Annotated in this window: 15 protein-coding genes; 8 read left to right on the forward strand and 7 right to left on the reverse strand. The window is 51.4% G+C overall.

What is annotated here, in order from left to right; all coding sequences use genetic code 11:
* The first annotated feature begins 58 nt into the window (after nt 1-58).
* The 6 genes from BZG23_RS10060 to BZG23_RS10085 all read left to right on the forward strand — a co-directional run bounded on the left by BZG23_RS10060 (nt 59) and on the right by BZG23_RS10085 (nt 7,998).
* Complete coding sequence (locus BZG23_RS10060; protein ID WP_077606849.1) at nt 59-2,407, forward strand: ExeM/NucH family extracellular endonuclease; 2,349 nt, start codon at nt 59-61, stop codon at nt 2,405-2,407.
* Nucleotides 2,408-2,495: 88 nt separating this feature from the next.
* Complete coding sequence (locus tag BZG23_RS10065) at nt 2,496-3,098, forward strand: anthranilate synthase component II (protein WP_077606850.1); 603 nt, start codon at nt 2,496-2,498, stop codon at nt 3,096-3,098.
* A 344-nt stretch (nt 3,099-3,442) separates the two neighbouring features.
* Nucleotides 3,443-4,660 carry an aspartate aminotransferase family protein gene (locus BZG23_RS10070; RefSeq protein ID WP_077606851.1) on the forward strand — a complete coding sequence of 406 codons (1,218 nt, stop codon included), beginning with the start codon at nt 3,443-3,445 and terminating at the stop codon, nt 4,658-4,660.
* 30 nt (nt 4,661-4,690) lie between these two features.
* Entirely contained in the window at nt 4,691-5,713 is a 1,023-nt protein-coding gene (gene astA, locus BZG23_RS10075; protein ID WP_077606852.1) for an arginine N-succinyltransferase, read from the forward strand.
* A 1-nt stretch (nt 5,714) separates the two neighbouring features.
* Nucleotides 5,715-7,196 (forward strand): succinylglutamate-semialdehyde dehydrogenase, encoded by a 1,482-nt coding sequence (gene astD / locus BZG23_RS10080; protein WP_077606853.1) that lies wholly within the window; start codon nt 5,715-5,717, stop codon nt 7,194-7,196.
* 10 nt (nt 7,197-7,206) lie between these two features.
* The gene (locus BZG23_RS10085; RefSeq protein WP_077606854.1) at nt 7,207-7,998 is read left to right on the forward strand and encodes a DUF1338 domain-containing protein; all 792 of its coding nucleotides are present in this window, start codon (nt 7,207-7,209) and stop codon (nt 7,996-7,998) included.
* A gap of 67 nt (nt 7,999-8,065) precedes the next feature.
* Here the strand turns inward: BZG23_RS10085 and BZG23_RS10090 are convergent, their stop codons facing one another.
* The 7 genes from BZG23_RS10090 to BZG23_RS10120 all read right to left on the reverse strand — a co-directional run bounded on the left by BZG23_RS10090 (nt 8,066) and on the right by BZG23_RS10120 (nt 14,604).
* Nucleotides 8,066-8,932 carry an FAD-dependent oxidoreductase gene (locus tag BZG23_RS10090; protein WP_077606855.1) on the reverse strand — a complete coding sequence of 289 codons (867 nt, stop codon included), beginning with the start codon at nt 8,930-8,932 and terminating at the stop codon, nt 8,066-8,068.
* 130 nt (nt 8,933-9,062) lie between these two features.
* Nucleotides 9,063-9,695 carry a cAMP-activated global transcriptional regulator CRP gene (gene crp / locus BZG23_RS10095; protein ID WP_002535199.1) on the reverse strand — a complete coding sequence of 211 codons (633 nt, stop codon included), beginning with the start codon at nt 9,693-9,695 and terminating at the stop codon, nt 9,063-9,065.
* Between the two features lie 249 nt (nt 9,696-9,944).
* Complete coding sequence (locus BZG23_RS10100) at nt 9,945-10,814, reverse strand: phosphoribulokinase (protein ID WP_046074773.1); 870 nt, start codon at nt 10,812-10,814, stop codon at nt 9,945-9,947.
* Between the two features lie 56 nt (nt 10,815-10,870).
* Nucleotides 10,871-11,089 (reverse strand): YheU family protein, encoded by a 219-nt coding sequence (locus BZG23_RS10105; protein WP_077606856.1) that lies wholly within the window; start codon nt 11,087-11,089, stop codon nt 10,871-10,873.
* 128 nt (nt 11,090-11,217) lie between these two features.
* Entirely contained in the window at nt 11,218-12,207 is a 990-nt protein-coding gene (locus BZG23_RS10110; RefSeq protein WP_077606857.1) for a hydrolase, read from the reverse strand.
* Nucleotides 12,191-12,667 carry a TIGR02444 family protein gene (locus BZG23_RS10115; RefSeq protein WP_108743725.1) on the reverse strand — a complete coding sequence of 159 codons (477 nt, stop codon included), beginning with the start codon at nt 12,665-12,667 and terminating at the stop codon, nt 12,191-12,193. The genes BZG23_RS10110 and BZG23_RS10115 overlap by 17 nt, the downstream gene beginning before the upstream one ends.
* Nucleotides 12,668-12,675: 8 nt before the next feature.
* Entirely contained in the window at nt 12,676-14,604 is a 1,929-nt protein-coding gene (locus BZG23_RS10120; protein ID WP_077606859.1) for an ABC transporter ATP-binding protein, read from the reverse strand.
* 198 nt (nt 14,605-14,802) lie between these two features.
* On the opposite strand from BZG23_RS10120, the gene kefG reads away from it, so the two are divergent.
* The gene (gene kefG, locus BZG23_RS10125; RefSeq protein WP_077606860.1) at nt 14,803-15,384 is read left to right on the forward strand and encodes a glutathione-regulated potassium-efflux system ancillary protein KefG; all 582 of its coding nucleotides are present in this window, start codon (nt 14,803-14,805) and stop codon (nt 15,382-15,384) included.
* Nucleotides 15,377-17,176 (forward strand): glutathione-regulated potassium-efflux system protein KefB, encoded by a 1,800-nt coding sequence (gene kefB / locus BZG23_RS10130; protein WP_077606861.1) that lies wholly within the window; start codon nt 15,377-15,379, stop codon nt 17,174-17,176. Before kefG ends, kefB begins: the two co-directional genes overlap by 8 nt.
* Nucleotides 17,177-17,181: the final 5 nt, after the last annotated feature.

Below are 17,181 nucleotides of genomic sequence, written 5' to 3' on the forward strand. Positions count from 1 at the left end.
TATCATGAATAATACACTCGATTTTAGAGTAAACACTCAATTACGTGAAGGAACAGGTATGAAAAAGCCAATGATGTGGTCACCGCTTGCGCTGGTAATGGCGGGGATTGCACTGCCCGCGGCGGCGAAAGCGCCACTGACCGAGAGCTACCAATGTGGGGTAACCACCCCAACCCCCATCCATGCCATTCAAGGTGATGGCGCGCGGAGCCCGCTCGTCCCTGATGGTAAATACAGCTCAGACAAGACGTATGCCGTTCAGGGCGTGGTGACGGCGGTCACCCAAGGCTTATATAAAGGGGTCTGGATTCAAGATCCTCAAGGTGATGGCAACCCTGCCACATCAGACGGTTTGTTTGTCTATTTGCGCGATGCCCAACAATTGGATTTGGCCCCCGGCGATACGCTTTGCGCCAGCGGTAAAGTCAAAGAATATTATGGCCATACTCAGCTAGGTGTCACGGATGGACAGGTAGCAAAGGGGGCTTACCAAGGTGATGTGCTACCCACTGCCATCCGTGTGGGGGCAGAGGAGAGCCTTTATCAGGCACTGGAGCGCTATGAAGGCATGAAGGTGACCATGGACGCTGACAGTGAATTGGTGATCACCCGTAACTTTGGTTTTGACTACGACGCGTTCCGCAACAACATGGTGTTAACGCATCAGGCGCCTTTGTATAAACCGACACAATTGTATCCTGCTTTAACACCAGGTGCTGAGGCGCTGGCAGAGAAAAATGCCCAAAATCAGCTCTACATTGAGACCGATAATAAAGCGAAAGATGGCGAGATCCCCTATTTCCCTGGCCTTGATGCTGAGCAAGGCTATTTGCGGATTGGCGATCGTATCGAGCGGTTAAGCGGTGTGCTTGGCTATAGCTACGGCCAATATCGCTTGGTGGCGACTAACACGATTACCGCCGGGGACATTGTGCATCGCAATGACCGTCAAGCGGCGCCAAAGACAGTAACAGGCACAGATATTAAGGTCGCGAGTTTTAATGTGCTTAACTACTTTACCAGCGCCAGTGCCGTGGGGGGACCACTCAATGTGACCTGCGAGGATCAGGCGGATGCCGATGCAAATCGAGGTTGTAACCGCGGGGCGAAAACCGCCGCGGAGTTTGAGCTGCAACGCTCGAAAATCGTGAATGCGTTGACCGCGATGGATGCCGATATTGTCGGGTTGATGGAGATTGAAAACAACGGCTTTGCAGCGGGCAGTGCCATTGATGATCTGGTGACTCAACTCAACGCCCAGTTTGCTGACCCCCGTGATCACTACCAATTTGTTGAACCGAGTGAGGCGGAGAAAAATCAAGGCGCTTACTTTGGCTCTGATGCCATCATGGTGGGCATGATTTATCGTCCGGCGACAGTGGCATTAGCGGGCAATGCCCAGGCTATCCCTATGCCCGAGCAGCATATCAGTGGCGAAAGCCCAGACGGAGAAACCAAGACACTCGATAAATACCAGCGTGATAGCTTACTCCAACGTTTTATGATTAATGATCAACCTCTGAGTGTGGTGGTGAATCACTTTAAATCAAAAGGGTCTGGCTGTTATGAGGATTGGGTCGCGGGCGAGTTTGATAGCGAAACCGCTGATCTACAAGGACGGTGTAATGAATTTCGCGTCTCGGCGGCCGTGGCATTACGAGACCGATTAAACACCGTGGATGGCGATGTATTGATCTTGGGAGACTTGAACGCGTATGCGCAAGAAGATCCTGTTCGAGTGCTGACGGACTATCAGCGTACCGAGGGGCAACGCGATATCCTCACCGCCGCGGGCACCGAAATTCGTGGGGTGCCGATGCATGCGACCGGCCAACCCGTGGAGTACGGATTGGGGTATACCAATTTGGCCACTGACTGGTTAGGGGACAAAGCCTATTCGTATTCGTTCTCGGGTGAGCTAGGCGCTTTGGATCATGCCCTTGCGAATGCCAGCTTGGCGAGCAAAGTGGTTGGTGTGGAAGAGTGGCACATTAACTCGGTCGAAAGCACCTTGTTCGAATATAGCCGCAAATATACCGGTGATTTGGTGAAATCGAACAACGCGTTTTCATCCTCTGACCACGACCCTGTTTTGATCTCGCTTGACTACCCAGAGCCTGTGGTGCCTGTCTCTGTGACCGTGAACAATCGCAGCATTTTACCCATTGTACCGCTGCTTAATGGGCAAAAAAGCCCGGCACATGCGTGGATGAAATGGCGCTCGGTGCGTGAATTTGATCAACGCTCACCTTTGGTCCAATCCTTGGATTTAAAGCGTGACGATCGTATCACGGTGTCGGTGAAAGCCTTGGGGCTGTTCCCCGTTTATTGTGGTAGCGCGCCTGCCGAGGAGCCAATGACAGTGAAATACACAGGTTTTCGTTGCCAGCTAACCCAAGCGCTTTGATACGAGTAATCCCTTACTCGCACTAGGATGACGCTTTATAAGCACTGTGTTAGCATCATGCCGGTTTTTAATCGCATGGCCGAGCACAGTGCTTCTTATCATCGATAACTACGATTCTTTCACCTATAACTTGTATCAATATTTTTGTGAGCTGGGTGTGTCTGTTTGCGTCAAGCGCAACGATGCAATCAGTTTGGCGGAGATAGAAGCGATGGCGCCGTCGCATATTGTGATTTCACCAGGGCCATGTACTCCCGATGAAGCCGGAATTTCATTGGCGGTGATCAAGCATTTTGCCGGTACCATTCCCATTTTAGGGGTGTGTTTGGGCTATCAAGCGCTGGCGCAAGTATTTGGTGCTAAGGTGATACGCGCGAACACCGTGATGCATGGTAAAACCTCCCCCGTCAATCATGCTGAGCAGGGGGTGTTTGCCGGTTTACCGAGCCCGCTTACCGTTACCCGTTATCATTCATTATTGGTGGAAAAGCACAGCTTACCCGCTTGTTTGACGATCACGGCTACCACCATTGAGGCGGATGGGCGTGAGATCATTATGGGCTTAAAGCACCAGCAACTCGCGGTGGAAGGGGTTCAATTCCACCCAGAAAGTATTCTTACCCAAGGCGGGCACACCATATTGGCGAACTTTTTGCGACAATCTTGCGAGCAGGCTGACGACGCCCGATAAGATCATTGGGTAAAGGACGCCGACTCTGCGTGATGCGCGCATTACAGTAATTATTGCAAAAAATCGAGATGACGATCACTAATTTTACATTTCGCTATTTTTAACTGCTTTATCAGTGGCTGCAACCTTATGCAGCTAAGTGTTTTTGTCCCTTCAATCTTGCCTATTGGGCATCATAGCCTTGCTCGCTCTTCGCTTCTTTATGCTCACAGTTTATGCATAACTATTGCCATAAACTGCATGAGATTTGTTACCCTGCTGAAAACAAAACATAATCTGCTATTGCTGCGGTTAAAATAATGTAAATACTATGCATCATAGATAAAACACAGAAGGATTGAGTGATGACAATGGAGCACAAAGTAGAACGTAAACTCTTCGACGAAGTCATGGTGCCATGTTACAACCCAATGCCAATGATCCCAGATCACGGCAAAGGGTCACGCATCTGGGATCAGGAAGGTCGAGAGTATATCGATTTTGCCGGTGGTATTGCGGTGAGCTGTTTGGGGCATTGTCATCCGGTGATGGTAGATGCATTGACCGAGCAAGCACAAAAACTGTGGCACTTGAGCAATGTGATGACCAACGCGCCCGCGTTGCGCCTCGCAAAACGCCTCACCGAACTGTCCTTCGCCGACCGCGTGTTTTACGCAAACTCAGGCGCCGAGGCGAACGAAGCCGCACTGAAACTGGCACGTCGCTGGGCAAAAGAAGAGCACGGCGAGCACAAAAGCGAAATCATTGCGTTCACCAAAGGGTTTCACGGCCGTACTTTCTTTACCGTGACAGTGGGCGGCCAGCCTGCCTATTCCGACGGTTTTGGTCYTAAGCCTGGCGATGTCACCCACCTTCCTTACAACGATATTGCAGCGTTGGCTGACCATATTTCCGATCGCACCTGTGCGGTGATGATGGAGCCATTGCAAGGCGAGGGCGGCATTGTGCCCCCGGAAGCTGGCTTTTTGCAGGCAGTGCGCGAGCTATGTGACAAGCACAATGCCCTGTTGATTTTCGATGAAGTTCAAACGGGCAATGGCCGTACCGGCACCTTTTACGCTTATCAAGAATCAGGGGTCGAACCGGACATTCTGGCGACAGCGAAATCACTCGGCGGCGGGATCCCTATTGGTGCCATGCTCACCACCGAACGTCTCGCAGCACATATGAAACCTGGCGTTCACGGCTCTACCTATGGCGGCAACCCATTGGCGTGTGCCGTCGCAGAGGCGGTGGTCAATGAAGTGACCAAGCCTGAAGTGCTAGAAGGGGTCATTGAGCGCGAGCAATGGTTCCGTGACGGTTTAGAGGCGATTAACGAAAAATATGGCCTGTTCAGCGAAATCCGTGGTAAAGGCCTGTTATTGGGCGCTGCGCTGAATAAAGACTGGGAAGGCCATGCGCGAGATATTCTGGTCGCCGCGGGTGAAGAAGGTTTATTGGTGCTGGTCGCTGGCCCCAACGTTGTCCGTTTTACCCCCTCATTGGTGATTACCAAAGCCGATATTGAAGAAGGGATGGCACGCCTAGAGCGCGCAATTGCGAAGGTCGTTGCAGGATAAGCGACCTCACCACACTCGGAGGGATTTGAGATGTTAGTTATTCGGCCTATCCGTGCATCAGATTTTGATGCACTGATGTTGTGTGCGGAAGCCTCCGGCCATGGGTTTACCTCATTGCCGGTGGATGCCGATTTGCTCCAAGGGCGAATTGATAATTCGCTGGAAAGCTTTGCCAAAAAGGTGACTGAACCAGGCCCGGAAGGGTATTTGATGGTCGCTGAAGATTTAGAAACCGGCGAAATTGCCGGGACGACTGGGATTGAAGCGGCGATTGGCCTCGATAATCCATTTTACAGTTATCATCTCACCAAGGTCGTGCATTCATCGCGCAAACTGAATGTACACAACATTGTGGAAGTGTTGACCTTTGGTAACAACTACACGGGCGCGACCGAGATTTGCACCCTGTTTATGCGCCCCGAGTTTCGTGGCGGCTTAAATGGCAAGCTTTTGTCGAAGTGCCGATTTTTAATGTTGGCGCAATTCCCCGAGCGTTTTGCTGACGTTGTGTTTGCAGAAATGCGTGGCGTGTCGGATGACGATGGCAACTCGCCGTTTTGGCAATGGTTAAAGGATAACTTCTTTAACATTGACTTCACGTTGGCTGACTACCTCACCGGGATTGGAGCCAAGGGCTTTATTGCCGACTTGATGCCAAAATTACCCATTTACGTGAGTTTACTCAGTGAAGAAGCACGTGCCGTCATTGGGCAAGTGCATCCAAATACCCGTCCAGCACTGCGCTTGTTGGAAAAAGAGGGCTTTTCTTGTCGCGGTTATGTCGACATCTTTGATGCTGGCCCAACGGTGGAGTGTTTGCGCCACAATATCGAATCCGTACGACACTCCTTTACAGCCACCGCGAGCTTACGAGAGCACAGCAGCGCGCAAGATTTCTTGATTTCGAACACCGACTTTTCCGGCTTCCGCGCGACGGCAGCCAAAGCGGCGATGGATCACGAAACCAATCAGGTGGTGATCAGCCCAGCAGTGGCAGACGCATTGAATGTAAAAGAAGGCGATCAGCTGCGTTTGATTGCCATGGAGGGATAAGATGACAAAGCAATCAGCAGGCCATCTGATTAACGGTGAATGGATTAAAGGCGAGGGCGAGGTGATGACCTCGCAAAATCCCTTTGATAGTCAGTGTATTTGGCAAGGTGAAGAAGCGACGCGCCCCCAGGTTGAACAAGCGGTTAGCGCCGCACGTGAAGCCTTTCTTCTTTGGCGTAATACTGAATTTGCCGAGCGCCAAGCGCTGGTTGAGCGTTTCGCTGAGGTCGTGAAGGCCAACACCGACGATTTGGCACGCACCATTGCTGAAGAAACGGGAAAGCCGTTTTGGGAGACAAAAACCGAGGTCGGGGCCATGATCGGCAAAGTGGCGATCTCGGTGCGTGCCTACCACGAGAGAACGGGCTCACGCGAAAAAGATGTCAATGGCACGCAAGCTGTGTTGCGCCACCGTCCTCTTGGCGTCATGGCAGTCTTTGGTCCCTACAACTTCCCGGGGCATCTTCCTAATGGCCACATTGTCCCCGCGCTATTGGCGGGCAACAGTGTGGTGTTCAAACCGTCAGAGCTAACGCCAAAGGTCGCGGAAAAAACACTGGGGTATTGGTTAGAGGCGGGGCTGCCGCATGGCCTTATCAATCTGGTACAAGGTGGCCGTAATACCGGCGAGGCTTTAGCACAAGCCCGAGGCATCGACGGACTGCTATTTACCGGTAGCGCCAATACTGGCCATATCCTCCACCGCCAATTCGCCGGTCAGCCTGATAAGATGCTGGCGCTGGAAATGGGGGGGAATAATCCCTTGGTGGTCAGTAACCAGTTCGGTGATCTAGAAGCGACGGTTTATACCATTATTCAGTCGGCTTATCTCAGTGCGGGTCAACGCTGTACCTGTGCGCGCCGTTTGCTATTACCTGAGGGTGAAATGGGCGACAAGATCTTGACGCGTCTGGCGCAGTGGACAAAAACCGTACGTGTAGGCGGTCAGTTTGATGATCCGGCGCCGTTTATGGGGGCGCAGATCTCGGTCGCGGCGGCGGAGGGTATTCTGGCCACACAGCAAAAGTTGGTCGACCTCGGCGCAAAACCCGTGATTGAGTGCGAGCACCTACATGATGCGGTGATCTCACCAGGCATTCTGGATGTGAGCGGCATTCAAGAGTTACCGGATGAAGAGTATTTTGGCCCGCTTCTACAAGTACAGCGTTATCACGATATGGCCGATGCGGTGACCAAAGCCAATGACACCCGTTATGGATTGTCTGCCGGGCTTATCAGTGAAGACGATGGTGAATGGCAATATTTCCTTGACCATATTCGTGCAGGGATTGTTAACCGCAACCGTCAATTGACGGGCGCTAGCGGTGATGCGCCATTTGGTGGGCCGGGTGCCTCAGGGAACTTACGCCCGAGTGCTTACTATGCAGCGGACTATTGCGCCTATCCGATGGCGTCAATGGAAGGGGAGCAGGTGGTACTGCCCGAAACGTTCGCCCCCGGTATACCGACTCAACAGGACTAAGGAGAGCAACATGGACAGTGGCCAAGCGTTATTCGACAAACTGTGGCAGGACTACATCAACCGTCTGTGCCCATCGGCACATAAGGTGCATGCCTTATTAGAGGAAGGGCAACCTTTGATCAATGATCATATTGCCTTACGGACATTTGGTTTGGCTAAGGTTGGGCTAAAGGTACTTGCGCGTCCATTTCTCGCCTTGGGGTATCAGCAAAAAGGTGACTATACCTTTGAAGCGAAAAAGCTCAATGCTTGTCATTTTGAGCACCCCGATCCTCTGATGCCGAAAGTCTTTATCAGTGAGTTGATGGTCGAGCAATGCTCGCCCGCGCTTCAGGCGATTGTTGAGAAGCTGGTGGCACAGGTCGATGAGTCGTCACTCACAGGTAGCGATTTTCTCCATCAGGGTCGTCTATGGGATATTGATTGGGCAACCTATCAAACGCTTGCCGAAGAGAGTGAATATGCGTCTTGGGTCGCTGCACACGGCTATGGCGCCAACCACTTTACCGTGAGTGTAAATCAGCTTAATGCACATGATGATTGCCAATCGGTGAACAACACATTGCGTGACAATGGCTTTGCGATTAACGAGTCAGGTGGGGAAGTCAAAGGTGATGCATCTGTGTATCTGGAGCAATCCTCTACCATGGCGGATCGTGTGCCGGTTGCTTTCTCTGATTGCACGCAAACCATCCCAGGTGGCTTTTACGAGTTTGCTAAGCGGTATGTGTTGCCCAATGGTGATCTCTATCAGGGCTTTGTGGCTGCTTCGGCAGACAAAATTTTTGAAAGCACCCATTAGTGCGTCACGCATTGCTTATCGACATCATGGCAAGAAGGGAGCGTGTGATACGCTCCCTTTTTATTGTCTATTGGACCTCGATGTCGAGCCAAAACGTGTCTGGAATCGCTTGTGTTTCGTTGCTTAAGTGAGGGTTGTCAACTCGGATGACAGTACGCTCACCAATGTTGGCCTTTTCAAAGGTTTCCTTAACTAAAGGCGCATTATTGAAAAACTCAATAAATGATCCGTCTTGGTATGCCGATTCAAAAGCGCCATTTAACATCTCGGCGACGTCAGCGTGCTGCGGAGACACAAACAGGAACATTGGGAAGCGATAGATCAGCATCAGGTGAGGGTCAACTAACAGATTACCGTATTGCGGCCGCTCGGCTAATTCACTAAAAGGCTCAATCAAGGCTCGAGGGAAGAGATCGGCACGGCCTGTGTCAACCACTTTGAAAATGTTTTCAAAGCTCGATATCTCACGTACCCGAAATCCTGCTGACTTGAGCACTTTGACGTCGGCCCAGCCTTGTCCCTGAATCATGGTAAGAGACTGCAAATCACCCGCGCTATTTATCTGAGCGAGTTGGGGCTCAGTGGCTTGGTTGGTAATAAACAGGCGATGGCCGAGTAAACCACGAAACACGGGATAGCGAATGGGGATCAGTTCCGATTCCAGTGTACGGTCGGCACCAAGCCAGTCGACAGTGAGCTTGCCTTGCTTGAGCATCTCCACTTTACGAGACTGAGAGCCAATTTGGCCGTCAAAGGCTTGTAAGGTGACAGATTCTCCCGATTTTTCAGCAAGAAATTCAATCAGCTCAATGGCATAGAGGTCAAGCGCTGAGCCAGCGCGTGGCTCGGGGTGTACAATCGTGGTATTGGATGCGGCATGGACTGAAAACACAGAGAGCGCGAGGGCGGTGAGGGCAGTTATCACTTTTTTCATAAACGACACCTTGTTAATTTAGTGTTAACAATATCGTTTTGAGTTTAGAAGCTATCCGCGTGCTTGCCAGAAAGTGGAGATAAAAAAACCGACGCCAGGGCGTCGGTTGGTGATACAGAGAGCGGCGCAATTAGCGTGTGCCGTATACCACGATGGTTTTACCGTGTGCGGAAATGAGGTTTTGCTCTTCCAGCATTTTTAGAATACGTCCCACGGTTTCACGCGAACAGCCGACAATTTGGCCAATTTCCTGACGGGTGATCTTAATTTGCATACCGTCAGGGTGTGTCATGGCATCTGGCTGCTTCGCCAAGTTCAACAAGGTTTGCGCAATGCGCCCTGTGACGTCCAGGAAGGCGAGATCCCCTACCTTTTGGCTAGTTACCTGCAAACGACGCGCCATTTGTGAAGACAGGCGCATTAAGATGTCAGGGTTAACTTGGATGAGCTGGCGGAACTTCTTAAATGAAATTTCTGCCACTTCACACGGTGATTTAGCGCGAACCCAAGCAGTGCGCTCTTGGTCTTCTTCGAAAAGCCCGAGCTCACCGATGAAGTCACCTTGGTTAAGGTAAGACAGGATCATTTCCTTGCCTTCTTCATCTTTGATCAGTACGGCCACAGACCCTTTCACGATGTAATACAAGGTCTCCGCCTTCTCACCTGCATGGATAAGCGTGCTTTTAGACGGATACTTATGAATATGACAATGTGAAAGGAACCACTCGAGTGTAGGGTCTGTTTGAGGTTTTCCTGGAACCATATAACTTATTTCCTCTGCATGTGTTGCCCGGCAACAACGTCCTATCTTTGTCTGAGGGGTAACCCATCAGATCATTGCACAGAATACGAAGTCTGAACGCGGGCTACAAGCTCACTGTATGTTAACAAGAGTGTATCTTTTTTTGTTGGTGATTTCTTGATTTTGATCTAGGCCAACCGCCTAAAAATCTGGCAAAAACGTGGCTAAGATCACGGCTTGAGAAGTAATACATCATGGATGCGCTACGCCTTAGCCAATCTTGCCTTTTTCTATCAATTGTTGGATCAATGGACGGATAATCAATTCCATCGCAAAGCCCATTTTTCCCCCAGGCACCACTAAGGTGTTATGCCGTGACATAAACGACCCAGTGATCATCTGCAACAGGTAGGGGAAGTCGACATTTTTCATCCCACGAAAGCGGATCACCACAAAACTCTCGTCCAAAGACGGGATCCCTTTGGCATTTAATGGGTTTGAGGTATCTACCGTGGGAACGCGCTGAAAATTGATATGGGTGCGAGAAAATTGCGGAGTGATATAGTGCAAGTAATCATCCATTGAGCGCACAATCGAGTCGGTCACCGCTTCACGAGAGTGACCTCTATCGCGCGTATCGCGGACAAATTTTTGAATCCACTCTAAGTTGACGATGGGCACCATACCTATCAAGAGGTCGACGTGTTGCGCAACATTGACGTCACCGTCGACCACCCCGCCGTGCAATCCTTCGTAAAACAATACATTGGTATTGTCGGCCAAGTCTTGCCATGGTGTGAAGGTACCAGGCATTTGGTTATAGGGCACCGCTTCATCAAAGGTATGTAAATAGCGACGGTATTTTCCCGTGCCTTGGTCGCCATACTCACGAAAAAACTGCTCTAGTCGAGGGAAGTCGTTGGCGGTGGGGCCAAAGTAGCTGATATGCTTGCCTTGTTCACGCGCTTTACGGATCTCCACGTCCATTTCGGGACGAGTAAAACGGTGAAAGCTGTCCCCTTCTAGCCAGGCCGCTTTGATGTTCATCATCTGGAACATCTTACGGAAGGCCTCCGAGGTAGTGGTGGTACCGGCTCCTGACGAACCAGTAACCGCAATAATTGGATGTTTAGCCGACATGACGCGCCCTGTCATTCAGTCTGAATTTGTATCGCGATACGGCGTGTACTGCGATGCTAAGAGCCGAGTGCTGCTTTACGACGAATATCCACTGTCTCGTGCAACTCGGAATACACAATCACGGCGTCTCCGGATTGTAATTGTTGGCGAACATCATCAACTTTTTGTGCAAAGCTGACTTCTTGCTCACCATAATCGGTTCCTTCCCGTAATACAAAGTGCTCAATTAACGCTGTCAGTGTTTCGTCGGGAATCGACTGCCATGGAACCATCATACTACATCACCTTTTATTTATCTCAGGATGGCACGCGAGGGTGCGTGATGCGAATGTTGTGAATTGGCTCGCATTTTACCCGATCATACCAGTAAATGCAGTGGTTCTCTTTGATTCCTTTGATGGCACTAACGTGCCGTCTTGCTCAGTGACTCATGCGGCAAATAAGACGCTAACCAGCCGGGCACCGCTTGCTCAAGCCACAACTGAGGTTGGCGCCAGCTTCCCGTGACAAAACCAACATGGCCGCCATGCTCTGTGAGTTGGTAGTCGATATTGGCGGGTAAGGGGGACGTTGGGATCACCGCGTCGGTCATAAACGGGTCGTCTTTGGCATGAATGATGGCCAGCGGTGTCTTAATGGCATTAAGCACGGAAAGGCCGCTGCAGGCACGGTAATAATGGTGTGCATCGTCAAAGCCATGAAGCGGGGCAGTGACAGTTTGGTCGAACTCAAACAACGTATTGATCGTTGGGCGTTCTCCCGCATGCCACCGGCCGACTTGCTGATGACGGGTCAGCTTTTCAGCAAGGGTTTGTCGCATCGAGCGCAACAAATAGGCTTGATAAACACGGGAAAACCCTTTCTGGATACGCATCGAGCACGCGGCTAGGTCAAGTGGGGGTGACACTGCGCAACCACAGGTCACGATGGGATCATCGTGATAGTCCGCCAGATAACGTACCAGCATGTTTCCCCCTAAGGAAACCCCGACCGCGCCAATTTGACTCTCTGGATAGGTCTCACGCAAATAGGTTAAGAAGGCACGTGCGTCTTGGGTTTCTCCAGAGTGATAGGTCCGCGCGGCACGATTAAGGCGGCCACTGCAGCTGCGAAAGTGCATCACTACGCCGCACCAACCTTGACGTTGGAACGCGGCGAGCAAGCCGTTGGCATACGGGCTGTCGAAACTGCCGGCTAAGCCATGGAATAAAACAACAATCGGCTGCCCAGGTTGCGGTTGATGTGTCCAGGCCAAATCAACAAAATCGCCATCGGGCAGATCAAATTGCTGCCAGCGAGGGGTGAAAAGCGGGGCACGACGCAGAAAGCGAGGCAACAAGGTTTGTAGGTGCGCATTCCGTGCACTGGGAATGGGTCTAAACGGTGTCATCATGGTTACTTCCCTCTTCCTCGGCGGGCGTCACCCTCAGTGATGTATATAGGTTGCGTGCTGATGGTGACAGCTGACGGCAATAGTAGGCGAGAGGAGAGGCGGTATCCGTGAGCCAGGTTTGACGATTTAGGGCCTCGACTAAATCCTGCTGTTGGAATTTTTCTAAGCTGAGCTCAAAGTTAAGCATTTTTTTGTACTGTCCACTGCCGACCCGCGGCTTCAAATCTCGCCGCAGGTGACGATAGGCAATAAGCAAATGCTCCGATCGGCTCAACGCGTGTTTGAGTTGGCTCAGGCTCTCGGGGGCAAGGCCGTAGCCATGTTGCTCAATCCAGGCGAGCAACAAGGCAAGGTTGACGTTACCTTGGTGCTCGTCTTGGAGCTTGAGGCAGGCTTGTTTCACCTCTGGCTTGCCATAATGATGTAAACAAAACTGCCACAGGTCGGCGGGGTTCGCCATCCCAGGGGTTAGCTTTGAGTGAATGTCGCCTCCAGGGCTTCCAGCTCTTCTTGTCGCTCCATCCATTCTTGTTCCACCTCTTCGAGCGTCGATTTGGCATCCGCTTGACGTTGCAATTGCGCCGTGAGTCGCGCTTTGTTATCACTGTGATAAATCTCAGGATCCGCCAACTGGCTTTCCGCGTCACTGATAATGGCAGAGAGTTGTTCTATCTGTGTGTCGAGATTGTCAATTTTTTTCCGCAAAGGCGCCGTTTGCTTGCGTAATTCGGCATCGCGGCGTTTTTGCGCTTTGCGATCCACTTGGGTTTGTTGCGGTGCTGTTTTCTCCGCGGCCGCTTGTTTTTTGCTCTCAGCGCGATCAGCACGCTGTTGATCGGTCAGCCAGCGATGATAATCGTTCAAGTCTCCATCAAAGGGTAGCACTGCGCCATTGTCGACCAAGTACAAGTCATCGGTAGTGGCGCGCAGCAAAAAGCGATCGTGACTGACAATCACCATCGCGCCCTCGTAGGACTGTAAAGCCAGCGTTAATGCTTGGCGCATATCCAGGTCAAGGTGGTTAGTGGGCTCATCGAGTAGCAGTAGGTTCGGTTTTTGCCACACCAGCAAAGCGAGCACCAAGCGGGCTTTTTCGCCTCCAGAAAAGGGACCGATGGGCTCGAGCGCCTTGTCGCCTTGAAAGCCAAACCGGCCGAGAAAATCACGCAAGGTTTGCTCAGCAGTGGTAGGGGCTAACCGGTTTAGGTGCTGAAGTGGCGTATCGTCGATCCGCAACGTATCAAGTTGGTGTTGGGCAAAATAGCCAATTTTCACCCCTTGCGAGTAGGTTAATTCACCGGCCATGGCGGGTAGGCTACCCGCGAGCAGTTTAATCAGGGTTGATTTACCCGCACCATTGCGCCCCAGTAAGCCAATGCGCGCCCCCGGCACCAGGTTAAGGCGAATGTTTTCAATAATGGGGGTCTTATCATAACCAGCCGCCACCTTGTCCATCATCAAAATCGGTGTGGGTAAGGCATCCGGGGTGAAGAAGGTAAAACTAAATGGGTTATCGTATTGCGCGGGCAATACCTTCTCCATCCGCTCAAGGGCTTTAATCCGACTTTGCGCTTGACGGGCTTTGGTCGCTTTGTAGCGAAAGCGATCAATATACGATTGCATGTGGTTAATTTGCTTTTGTTGCTTTTCGTACTGCGCCTGTTGTTGAGCCAATTTTTGCGCGCGCATTTGTTCAAAGTCGGAATAATTACCCGTATATTCATTAAGCTGTTGGTGCTCAATATGAATAATACGGTTGACGACAGGATCCAAAAAGTCCCGGTCGTGAGAGATCAACACCAAGGTCCCTGGATATTGCTGTAGCCATTTTTCCAGCCACATCACCGCATCGAGATCTAGGTGGTTGGTGGGTTCATCCAGCAACAGTAGATCAGAGCGGCATAATAGCGCTTGTGCTAAGTTCAGCCGCATTCGCCAGCCACCTGAGAATTGGGTGAGTGACCAGTGGATTTGTGGTTGGCTAAAGCCCAAACCATCAAGCAGACTCGCAGCGCGTGCTTCAATGGTATAACCACCAATCGCATCCAATTTGTCGTGCAACATCGCTACCGCATTACCATCATCACGGGTTTCGGCGTCGCGTAAGGCTTGCTGTAGCTCGCGGTATTCGCTATCGCCATCAATGACGTATTCAAGTGCGCTTTTGTCGAGTGCTGGGGTTTCTTGCGCCACCCATGCTACCTGCCACTGACTCGGATAGTCACAATTGCCGGCATCCAACGATAATTGATGGCGCAGCAATGCAAACAGGCTAGATTTGCCACAGCCATTTTTCCCCACCAAACCGACTTTGTCGCCTGGCGAAATAGTGGCAGAAGTGTGGTCAAGCAGGGGCTTACCACCGCGAAGCAGTTGAATGTCGGAGAAGCGAATCATGATTTCTCAGTCTGTCTCGGGTTGATGGATGCGCATGGTTGCGCGGTCGTTATACCAGCTTGATACGAGGATTGCCAAATTCTACCGCGTCATCCCACTGGTCAGACACAGACGGGGCATATTTGTGTGTTAAAGTTAAAAACATAGAATAAATGAACAGATTGCGTTCTTACAATAATCATAACGACAAGGAAGCCTATGCCCCGAGATAAGGCTGAAAGCCCCTCTCTTCCCAAGGTACTGGTGATTTTTGCTCACCCCGACCCCGATGAATCTGTTGCCAATCGTCGCTTAATTGAGGCCATTACGCCGTTGGCCCATGTCACAGTCCATGATATTTACGCCGCATACCCTGATTTTGTGGTGGACGTGCATCATGAGCGTGCGTTGGTCACTGACGCCGATGTGTTGGTCTTTCAGCATCCACTGCAAATGTATTCCTGTCCGGCATTGTTAAAAGAGTGGATAGATGTGGTGTTAGGGAAAGGGTTTGCTCATGGACAAGGCGGGGATGCGTTGGCCGATAAAACCTGTCGTTTTGTGGTGACCACTGGCGGTGCGGCCGAAGCGTTTAGCCAGCAAGGTTACAATAAATATTCGATGGCCGAGTTATTGCAACCCTTTGAGTTAACCGCCTCATTATGTCGGATGTATTGGATCCCGCCGTTGGTGTTGCACTGGGCACGTCGCGTTGGCGATGCCGATCGCGATGCGTTTGCCGAGATTTACGCCGATTGGCTCGCCGACCCGTTGGCGCAACAAGGAGGAGAGGATGGATAACAACCTCTTATCGGTGGCTTTTGTCTTTTTATTGGCCGCGGTGATTGCGGTTCCGTTGGCACAGCGCTTGGGCATGGGCTCTGTCCTCGGTTATTTGCTGGCAGGCATAGTGATCGGGCCTTGGGGGCTGGGTCTGGTCCGTGATGTGGATGCGATTCTCCATTTTGCGGAATTTGGCGTGGTGCTGCTGCTGTTTTTGATTGGTCTGGAGCTGAACCCGAAAAAGTTACTGCAAATGCGCCGACCGATTATCGGGCTTGGGGGCAGTCAGGTGGTACTCACCGCGTTCGCCATTGGTGTGGTATGTATGATGACAGGCTTAACCCTTTCCCAATCATTAGTGATTGGAGTTGGCCTGGCGCTTTCTTCTACCGCGATTGCGATGAAAATTATCGAAGATCAACGCCTAATGCGCAGCGAAACCGGACAGTCAGGCTTTGCGGTCTTGCTCTTCCAAGACATTGCGGTAATCCCGATGCTCGCGATGATCCCTGCGCTTGCCGGTGGCAGTGCCGGTAGCTGGCTCGACGTATTATGGATGTTTGTCGGTATCGGTATTTTGCTAGTAGGCGGTCATTTCCTGCTGCGCCCGCTGTTTCGTTTAGTGGCCATGAGCGGTGTCACCGAGCTATTTACCGTGACCTCGTTGGCCTTGGTGATTGGTATTGCCCTGGCCATGCAAGCATTGGGCTTATCGATGGCGCTCGGGGCGTTTCTTGCGGGCGTATTGCTTGCTGAAAGTGAATACCGTCATGAGCTAGAAACCGCGATTGAGCCTTTCAAAGGTTTGTTGCTCGGGCTGTTCTTTATTGCGGTGGGGATGACCGTTGATCTCGGCTTATTGCTCGATTATCCCCTCGCAATTTTAGGCACGGTGGCAGCGTTAATTTTTGCAAAAACCATATTGCTTTACGGGTTGGCGCGTCTGTTTGGCGTGGCGCCAAAGGCACGTAGTCAAATGGCGGTGTTGCTTAGCCAAGGCGGGGAGTTTGCGTTTGTTATTTTTACTGCCGCGCGCAGCCAAGGGTTACTCGACCAGCCATTGAATGCATTTTTGTTGGTGGTGGTGAGCTTATCAATGATGACGACGCCTTTAATGCTGACGCTTCAACAGCGCTGGTTTGCCCGCACGTTCAACGAGCCAGAGGAAGCGCCGCCCCAAGGACAGTTTGAGCAAGCTGATGCGCGCGTGATCATTGCCGGTTTTGGTCGCTTTGGTCAGGTGGTAGGGCGTTTGATGTTCGCTAACAAAATTGGCGTGACCATATTAGAACGTGATCCGACGCAGATTAAGCTGCTACGTCGCTTTGGCTATGAAGTGTATTATGGCGACGCAACCCAGCTCGATTTATTACGGGCGGCCGGTGCGCATACCGCAGAAGCGATTGTGATTTGTACTGATTCGCCTGACGAGGTGATGGAGATTGTTGATCTTTGTGCGCGCCATTTCCCTAACTTAAAGGTAATGGCACGGGCGCGGAGCCGTGTAGAGGCTTATCAATTGATGGCGCAGGGCGTTGACCAGTTCTCGCGTGAAACCTTTTTGGGCGCACTTGAACTGGGGCGGCAGACGCTAGAGTCACTGGGTATGCATCCGTATAAAGCCAAGCGAGCCGAAATTTTATTCCGTAAGTTGGATATGCGGGTATTGCAAGATCTATTGCCGCAACACAGCGAAGACTTGGCGACGGCCTCCCGAGTGAAAGAAGCACGCAAAGAGTTGGAAGAAATTTTTGACCGAGAAATGCGTGGTGACAGTGAGCGGCACCAAAGTTGGAACCGAGATGAGTAAGGTGT

It is taken from the genome of Salinivibrio sp. ML290 (assembly GCF_001995695.1).
Taxonomy (GTDB): domain Bacteria; phylum Pseudomonadota; class Gammaproteobacteria; order Enterobacterales; family Vibrionaceae; genus Salinivibrio; species Salinivibrio siamensis.

Coding starts and splice junctions, on each gene's coding strand:
- BZG23_RS10060 (WP_077606849.1), top strand. CDS start 59: ATGAAAAAGCCAATGATGTGGTCACCGCTTGCGCTGGTAATGGCGGGG.
- astA (WP_077606852.1), top strand. CDS start 4,691: ATGTTAGTTATTCGGCCTATCCGTGCATCAGATTTTGATGCACTGATG.
- astD (WP_077606853.1), top strand. CDS start 5,715: ATGACAAAGCAATCAGCAGGCCATCTGATTAACGGTGAATGGATTAAA.
- BZG23_RS10085 (WP_077606854.1), top strand. CDS start 7,207: ATGGACAGTGGCCAAGCGTTATTCGACAAACTGTGGCAGGACTACATC.
- BZG23_RS10090 (WP_077606855.1), bottom strand. CDS start 8,932: ATGAAAAAAGTGATAACTGCCCTCACCGCCCTCGCGCTCTCTGTGTTT.
- crp (WP_002535199.1), bottom strand. CDS start 9,695: ATGGTTCCAGGAAAACCTCAAACAGACCCTACACTCGAGTGGTTCCTT.
- BZG23_RS10100 (WP_046074773.1), bottom strand. CDS start 10,814: ATGTCGGCTAAACATCCAATTATTGCGGTTACTGGTTCGTCAGGAGCC.
- BZG23_RS10105 (WP_077606856.1), bottom strand. CDS start 11,089: ATGATGGTTCCATGGCAGTCGATTCCCGACGAAACACTGACAGCGTTA.
- BZG23_RS10110 (WP_077606857.1), bottom strand. CDS start 12,207: ATGATGACACCGTTTAGACCCATTCCCAGTGCACGGAATGCGCACCTA.
- BZG23_RS10115 (WP_108743725.1), bottom strand. CDS start 12,667: ATGGCGAACCCCGCCGACCTGTGGCAGTTTTGTTTACATCATTATGGC.
- BZG23_RS10120 (WP_077606859.1), bottom strand. CDS start 14,604: ATGATTCGCTTCTCCGACATTCAACTGCTTCGCGGTGGTAAGCCCCTG.
- kefG (WP_077606860.1), top strand. CDS start 14,803: ATGCCCCGAGATAAGGCTGAAAGCCCCTCTCTTCCCAAGGTACTGGTG.
- kefB (WP_077606861.1), top strand. CDS start 15,377: ATGGATAACAACCTCTTATCGGTGGCTTTTGTCTTTTTATTGGCCGCG.